This window comes from Erwinia sp. B116 (assembly GCF_002865965.1).
Classification (GTDB): domain Bacteria; phylum Pseudomonadota; class Gammaproteobacteria; order Enterobacterales; family Enterobacteriaceae; genus Erwinia.
Genome location: NZ_JRZZ01000072.1, coordinates 1 through 7,701 on the forward strand (window position 1 = coordinate 1; position 7,701 = coordinate 7,701).

The 7,701-nt window shown below is 50.1% G+C and carries 8 protein-coding genes and 1 pseudogene; 1 reads left to right on the plus strand and 8 read right to left on the minus strand.

What is annotated here, in order from left to right:
- Positions 1–350 precede the first annotated feature (350 nt).
- The 3 genes from NV64_RS24395 to NV64_RS22165 form a co-directional block, all read right to left on the minus strand.
- Positions 351–482 carry a hypothetical protein gene (locus NV64_RS24395; protein WP_255410344.1) on the minus strand — a complete coding sequence of 44 codons (132 nt, stop codon included), beginning with the start codon at positions 480–482 and terminating at the stop codon, positions 351–353.
- Between the two features lie 84 nt (positions 483–566).
- Positions 567–1,709: an NADH-dependent flavin oxidoreductase gene (locus NV64_RS22160; RefSeq protein ID WP_101506801.1), complete on the minus strand. Its 1,143-nt coding sequence runs from the start codon at positions 1,707–1,709 to the stop codon at positions 567–569.
- Between the two features lie 561 nt (positions 1,710–2,270).
- Positions 2,271–2,912, minus strand: a complete 642-nt coding sequence (locus NV64_RS22165; protein WP_101506802.1) for a TetR/AcrR family transcriptional regulator — start codon at positions 2,910–2,912, stop codon at positions 2,271–2,273.
- 521 nt (positions 2,913–3,433) lie between these two features.
- Here NV64_RS22165 and NV64_RS22170 point away from each other — a divergent pair.
- Positions 3,434–4,054 carry a TetR/AcrR family transcriptional regulator gene (locus tag NV64_RS22170; RefSeq protein WP_101506803.1) on the plus strand — a complete coding sequence of 207 codons (621 nt, stop codon included), beginning with the start codon at positions 3,434–3,436 and terminating at the stop codon, positions 4,052–4,054.
- Positions 4,055–4,228: 174 nt separating this feature from the next.
- Here NV64_RS22170 and NV64_RS22175 read toward each other — a convergent pair whose 3' ends face one another.
- The 5 genes and pseudogenes from NV64_RS22175 to NV64_RS24540 form a co-directional block, all read right to left on the minus strand.
- Positions 4,229–4,858 carry an NAD-dependent dehydratase gene (locus tag NV64_RS22175; protein WP_101506804.1) on the minus strand — a complete coding sequence of 210 codons (630 nt, stop codon included), beginning with the start codon at positions 4,856–4,858 and terminating at the stop codon, positions 4,229–4,231.
- A gap of 27 nt (positions 4,859–4,885) precedes the next feature.
- Complete coding sequence (locus NV64_RS22180; RefSeq protein ID WP_101506805.1) at positions 4,886–5,545, minus strand: NAD(P)-binding oxidoreductase; 660 nt, start codon at positions 5,543–5,545, stop codon at positions 4,886–4,888.
- Positions 5,546–5,655: 110 nt separating this feature from the next.
- Positions 5,656–6,039, minus strand: a complete 384-nt coding sequence (locus NV64_RS22185; protein WP_101506806.1) for a nuclear transport factor 2 family protein — start codon at positions 6,037–6,039, stop codon at positions 5,656–5,658.
- Between the two features lie 158 nt (positions 6,040–6,197).
- Positions 6,198–6,839, minus strand: a complete 642-nt coding sequence (locus NV64_RS22190) for a TVP38/TMEM64 family protein (RefSeq protein WP_199177715.1) — start codon at positions 6,837–6,839, stop codon at positions 6,198–6,200.
- Positions 6,840–7,382: 543 nt separating this feature from the next.
- Positions 7,383–7,619: pseudogene (locus NV64_RS24540) on the minus strand (hypothetical protein); the annotation flags it as partial.
- Positions 7,620–7,701: the final 82 nt, after the last annotated feature.

Sequence of the window (7,701 nt, forward strand, 5' to 3'; positions counted from 1 at the left end):
GTAGTTCAGTCGGTAGAACGGCGGACTGTTAATCCGTATGTCACTGGTTCGAGTCCAGTCAGAGGAGCCAAATTTGAAAACCCCGCTCAGGGAAACCTGAGCGGGGTTTTTGCTTTTCGATTTGATTACCATTAGCTGGGCAGAAATAAGCACGTCTGGTGACATCTGGTTGTATGCCTGTACGAAGTGCCATTTGTTAGGTATCTGAGAAAGGGGCTTTATGGTGGTCAAATGAATTCAGGGATAAGGTACATTAAACTGTCCCTTGGTTAAAAACGCCCCAGCACATTACTTTTCGAGAAACATGTCTGGGGCGTTAATACAGTATATTTAAAAGTAAAGTAGAAGGGTTACCAGTCCTGACGGGTAGGAGAGATAATCAGATCGTTAACGGTGACGTCTTCAGGTTGGTTCAGTGCATAAATTACAGCATTTGCGACACCTTCAGAACTAATGGCAATTTTGTTCTGAATATAATTCATCTTAGATTCCTGCATGGTTATTGCTACCTGACATATCAGTCAGGTATGGAGGTAATAATGAAAATGGGTTTATTCCGCTGCGATTTAAATATCAGGAGACTGCCAGTGCATGTCGTCTTTTAACGGAGGCAGATAGGAAAGACGCTGCATATTTTGATTCCACAGGTTATCCGGAATGCGATAACGGTCTTCCTTAAGTGGATCGATAGCTGTCACAATCCGCTCTTCCTGACCTGATGTGATCAAGCGGATAAGGTCCGGATTCATCATCACGGTTTTACCCATGGCAATAAACTCCGCCCAGCCTGTCAGATAGGCTTCAAGAATTTGATCTGCTGTAAAGAGGTTGCCGACACCGATCAACGGCAGTTTTCCATTGATGCGTTCGTGCAGCAGTTGCATTCGGGTCAGCGAAGTATCTGCTCCGCGACGCGCTTTTTTATAAAAATCCCACAGAGAAACGTGCAGGTACTGCAGCGGCTTCTGAACCAACGCATCGATCAGAGCAAATGTATCTTTCATTGTCAGGCCATGCGCACCCGGTTCTTCCGGAGAAAAACGGTAGCCCACAACAAACTTGTCGGTAGCATACTTTTTCTTCACTTCCATGACCGCATCAACAATAGCAAGCGGGAAACGCAGACGCTGCTCTATAGCGCCACCCCATTCATCTGTACGGCGGTTGCTTTCACCTGAGACAAACTGCTGGATTAGGTAGTTGTTGGCTCCGTGGATTTCAACACCATCAAAACCTGCCTGAATAGCCAGATGTGCAGCATTGGCGAAGGCTGCAATCAGATTGCGGATTTCACCGTCAGTCAGGGCTCGGGCCCCTGATTTTTCATCCGCAGAAGGTGCAACCATATCTCTGCCGTTAAGCAGTTCAGAAATACTGAGGTGACCACCGTGATGGATCTGCAGAATCGCGGTAGCCCCTTGATTTTTAGCAATGCTGGCGACTTCACGCAGGCCAGGTAAATCTTTTTCACCGATAGCTTCAGGCTGACCGACAAATGCCTTGCCTTCAGGAGATACCAACGTGGCGGCAGCAATAAACAGACCAAATCCATCAAAGCGATCGGCCAGAAAGTTGCGCTCTTCGTCACTTATGCTGCCGTCCTCATGGGAAGCAAAATGTGTCATTGGCGCAACGGTAAAACGGTTTTTAATGCTGACTCCGTTATTGAATACATAGGGTTCAAATAAAGGTGCATATTTCGGGTTCATTCTTTTTCCTCTGCAATTTCTATCAACGTAATATTTACGTATATAACGATAAAACATCCGGTGCGGCATGAAGAGCAGTGCCACACCTTATCCGGTCAGTGCGCCGCTTCCGGACACTGTTACTTAAATGCGCCATTGGTTGATACCGCTTGTCCCACTGAGCGCCTTAGTGCTGAATGGTTTTTTGGCGCAATCCAGCGAGCCAGCGTTAGCCGTTATGGAGGATGAATAAACCGGAAGAAAAACACTTTCCAGCTTGACCATTACGGTTTTAAAAAAATTCAGACTATTTTCACTTTAAATTTTTGGCTGAAACGAGGACGAAGTGCACGGTCGTACTAACACCACCAATGCTCACTGCATTTTCAAGACGAGTACTTAGCCATCCACTTCTGTAGTGATCACTAAATATGTATATATATAGCGATCACTACATAAAAAGGCAAGCATATTTTTTTGTTTTGCCAGGAAACTGCGCGGACCTGGGAATGGGGCATGCAATAATTACTATATTTATCAGTTAATTACCAGAATCATAAGGAACTGTTGTCAGACTGGGCGTCAACCTGACTGAACCGGTTCCGGAGGTAGCAACCGGGTAACATGTTTTATAGTTGCGCGCAGCATTGACAGTGACGCACCGTCTTTAGCCTCGACAGACATGCCAGCCAGTAGAGAATTAAGTAAGGTTGCCAGAGAATCGACTGCCGTTTCCGTTGGCAACTGGCCATCGTGTACTGCGCGGCGAAGACGGTTAGCAAAACAGCACTTCCCCTCCTGCCGAATCTCTCTGGCGGCCTCAGACACCTGAGGGGCGGATGAAGAAACATTGATGGCTGCCAATACCACCAGGCAGCCACAGGGAGCTGAATCCGAGAGCAAAATATCAGCAGCCTCCTCAAAAAATCGTCCTATCGCCTTGTACACATCAGGCTCTTTTTCCAGTCTTGCCCAGACATCGTCCCAGTAGATATGTTCATAGAACCTCGCTGCTTCTATAAATAGCTCCGCTTTACTGCCAAAGGCCGCATATAAGCTAGGCGGGCGGATGCCAATTGACGTACACAAGTCAGCAATAGAAGTGGGCTCGTAGCCCTGCATCCAGAAAATGTTAAGTGCTTTCATCAGAGCGTCTTCACGGTCAAAACCGCGGGGACGTCCTTTTGCCGGCAGTTCGTCGGCGATTAGCGTCTGATGTGTCATGGTTTACTCCCGTAACAAAGCTTCTCTTTTGTGTAGTGATTGCTATATAATACCAATATTATTGTAGTGCTCGATACAATTAATTAATCATCACATCGTGTCGAGAAAGACTTGAGGGGATAAACAATGCCATGCGTCAGGTTCACGGCTCCGGTAATGGCCGGTACCGGTAAAATCTGGTCCACCCTTTCCGCCTTCGGCCAAATTGCAGACTGGCATCCATACATCCTGCGCAGCAGAATAGCGCTGGCGTTATTGAAAGCTATGTGACCTGGTCTGCAAGCTTTGATGTACAAGTGCATGGAACAGAAGCGGAGAATGAGGTACGGCTTCGAGAGATGATCATGGCGAGTTACAACGGATTGCGCGCATTCACCGAGTTGAGTGGCGGTGCAACCCCGCGACGGTAGACCCCCATTAGTTTGTAAATCCAGTTCAGAGACTGGAGTCGGCCTGCGACACAATGGCGTCAATATCTTGTATAGTAGGTCATTAGTTTTACTTTTTTATCAGGCTGGAATATGACAGTTTCGACGCATAGTAAATCCTCTCGACGGGGTAGACCTCGTAATTTTGATCGGGATAAGGCTCTGGTTAGCGCTCTGGGGGTGTTCTGGCGCTGCGGATACGAGCCAGCTTCCGTCGGTGAACTTTGTCGGGTGATGGATATCAATCCACCCAGTCTGTATGCGGCATTCGGGAGCAAAGCCGAGCTATTTCTGGAAGCAGTGAACTATTATGAAAGAACGTTCTGGGATGCCCCCTGGGAAAGGATGCTGCGGGAAGAGAATGTATATGACGCAGTGCATAACTTTTTTGAAGAATCCGCCGTCATTCTGACGAGTCAGGAAGTTCCCTGTGGCTGTCTGGTGGTTCTCGCCGCCATCAACGTTTCACCGGATTCTAAGGATGTCTATAATGCGGTTAAAGCGCTGAGAGAGGAAGGCAGGGTTTACTTCAGGCAACGTCTGCAGGCGGGTAAAGAAGATGGCCAGCTACCTCCCGAAACTGATATAGAAGGGATTGCCATGACGCTCAACACGCTTCTGGAAGGCATGTCAATCCCGGCTCAGGATGGGATTTCTCAGGACGAACTAAAACGTATCGCCGATCAGGCCGTACGGCTTCTGCCCCGCCCCTGAACGTCTTGCAATACAAAACCGTCCCAAAGGGACGGTGTCGTCAGGGCATTTCCTGCCCGCCAGCAATATAGTGCAGGCTCCGCCTGGGTGGATCAGCGGAATCGAACTTTCAGCGTCCGTCGCTGAATCTTGTCCTCAGTAAATGCCCTGGCAGGCTGTCGCCGTCCAGGCACATTAGACCATTCGCTCCGACGTCACGACGTGAACGCCAGCCTTTGCGTTAAGTGCCGCCTCAAGAAGTACACGAGCAATCTGCTCTGGTGGATTAAGCCGCCAGCGTCGGGGCAATAGTGGTCCGGCTAATGCAAGAGCCCTGACCATAATGCTTTCGCCAGGCCGGGACTCTTCTCGCTGCCCTCCAATCACGCCCGGACGCACAAATGTCAGTGACGTGAACCCCTCACGGGTAAGGTCCTGCTCCAGTTCGCCCTTGACCCGATTGTAAAAAAAACGTGATTTCACATTCGCGCCGATGGCCGAGTTCAATACATAAACAGGAGTTTCATAGCCGCGTGCCAACCGTGCGACAGACAGGGGGTAATCGTGGTCAACCCGACGGAATATTGCTTCAGAACCTGCGACCTTCATCGTCGTACCCAGTGTGCAAATGATGGCATCAGCCTTCCACCACTCAGCATCTTCGGGCAAGCGTTCGTAATCCACGAGGGGCGAGAACAGCCCTGGCTGTTCCGGCAATGACCGGCGACCAGGGGCAATAACCGTACTGACGCGGGGATCGGCCAGAGCCAGATCCAACACATGCCTGCCGACCAGGCCAGTCGCACCAACCAGTAAAAGCTTCACGGTTCGCTCCTTAAGGTCATACAGTGATCACGAATGCACAAGGCGTTGGATAGACTCACCTACAGGCGTATCACCTTCGGTCAGTTCGATGATGATTCGACTCACTGCTGGATGTTCGATAATCTCCAGCAACGCGGCGGCCACATCGTCCCGCGGCACTTCGCCATAAGGAATAGCCAACCCTGTGCGCACCTTGCCAGTGCCGGGTGCATCCAGCAATGTTCCGGGGCGCAGAATGACCCAATCGAGATCGCTTTCGGCCAGGTGTACATCGGCCAGTTTCTTGATGGTCATATAATTCTCGAAGCTCTCTGGCATCTGTTTGCCACGAAAAGACTCGGGAAATGCTGACACCAGAATGAAACGCTTAATACCGGCCAGTCTGGCAGCTGTAACGGACAGCTCGAGACCACGGCCATCGATAACGTTGGTCATGGTCATGCCCCCCTTCCCACCAGCTCCTGCTGAGAAGACCACGACATCACTACCAGCCATGAGCGTTGCAAGACTTTGTTCATCCAGATCCAGAAGGCTCCCCAGTACTGGGGTTGCACCGAGCAATTTCAGCTCGTCGGTTTGTTCAGGATTTCGGTACAACGCCAATACCTGGTGACCCCGCGTGGTTAGTTGTTGTGCCAACCGACGCGCGACTTTACCTGCACCGCCGACAATAAAGACTTTATTCATGTATTCTCCTTATTGAGATAGCAGAAAGATCAGCTGGAGAGAACGTCACTGCGTCCATAGACAGCATCACGCACCGCAAACGGGAAGCTGCCTGACATACCTTCAAATTCTCAGGGTGCAACGTGGGTATGATAGATCTTGCTGACCACAGTCCACTTGCCTTCGACTTTCAGCAAGTTGAAGAAATCGGTGAAGCAAAAACCGGATATGTCGTTGGTATCGATGCGTGCGCTGGCAGCAGTGCCGACGATGTCGATGTTGACTATCACGCCCTTTGCCTCGGGTGACGGGCGGAAAGCAGTATCGATGATGTCGAACAGACCCTGGATAGGGCCACCAGTAAGTTTGTTATCACCGTCGACGCCGAAGATGGTCGCCTGTTCGCTGAAAGCGGGCTTCATGATGCTGCTCCTGGCTTGCTTACCACCTTCATTGTACTGGTTCAGCACATCGACGATGGCGTTGTATTCTTGCACGTAAGTGGGTTTACTCATGGTTTCATTCCTGATTGAGGTTAAAGAATCATAAAAGAGGTGCGGGCACTGAGCTCACAACCTGGATCACGCTCGACCTTTAAGTCTGGCGTACTCGTCATCGGTGGGACACCTGGCTCCCAGTTGCAAAGCTTCAAAATGCTTGTTAAGGCTATGGCTCACTTTGTTGGCTCATCACTGTTAATGGATTGATTGACTGCAGCGCGAGCTGACCGGGCAAGGATAAGAATGACCATCATTCCCGCGCCCAGACTAAGCCAGGTCATCACGCGGACTCCCTCACCACTTGCAGCCTGACCGCTAAGAATGTCGCCAATATCAGAGGCCAATGATCCAAGATAAACGTACAAGAAGGTGCCTGGGAGAAGCCCGAGCCACGACGCAACAGCAAACGAATGACCAGATACCCGGCTGGCCCCCAACACATAACTGAGTGGCGCGAAGGGTATAATGGAGGCCAGGCGCAGCAGAAACACAATGCGGAACCCGCCACGTTCAACGGTCCGATCTACAACCGCCATTCGTGGGTGACAAGCCAGATATCTCTGAACCCAAGGCCGGGCGACGGAACGACCTATTCCAAATGCCATCACTGCACTAAGCATACCGACGGGTGAGATCAGCAGCGTTCCCCATATCGGTCCGTAGAGAAACCCGGCTATCGCGGTTAAGGGTGAGGCTGGTACCAACGCTAACGTGGCCAGCAAAAAAAACACCCCGAACACAGCTGCTCCCCACAGCCCAAGGTTGCGCACTGCGTCCACCCAACTAATCATCTCTTGAGCCATTTCACCAATCACTGTCCAGCCCTTCCATGTGTCAGAAGCAAAGGTGACACGCCGTACCGATCGCTACGATACAAGTTGAATCTCACGCCAGAAGAACCTCGCAATAAATTGTAGTGATCAATACATAATTCATTCATTATATAGTAACCACTACAGATACTGTCAAGCGACTTGATTACAGCAAAATGATTTACAAGCCATGCTCAATACAACCTCACTGCAGATATCAGCCAGCAACAAAGGTCCGCCTCACGGCTTCGACGGTCATCAGGACTGGAACTACTGACTGGACGTGGCCTGCCTGACGGGTATCCACCTAAACATTTAAGAAGGATTGAAAAATGACATGATTTGCTTCTTTTGACACAACAAACACTGACATACAGGTCAGTAATCCTCAGCCTACTGACCTGCCTGAAGGCGCGCCTGAGTTGCGGCTATGGGAGGTCGAAGACGCAGGAATACGTCGTATGCGAATAATAAACTGGACTGCTAAACATTTTGGCGAGGCAATACGGTGTATGCATGATGGGTACCGTCAGTGCTGTTCCTGATTCAGCGTTGTGGTTGTTTCCACCCGCCTGAGAATACACCAACAATTTCGTCAACAAATACCCGCGTTTTTGCTGGCAGAAGAGGTCCTGGAGGCATTACAGCAAAAACGCCCCCCTCTTCGGAACTGCGCCACGTCGGCAGAACATCGATAAGTTCTCCGTTCAGTAATGCTGGGCCCGCAAGCCAATCGGGAAGCATAGCAATCCCAGATGAGTGAATGGCTGCCAGTAATAAAGTTTCTGAGTTTGATCTTACCCATCAATAGTGGACACGCGACTAAGTGAGTAAACTCTCAACCAGAGGTGACTCACATGACAAA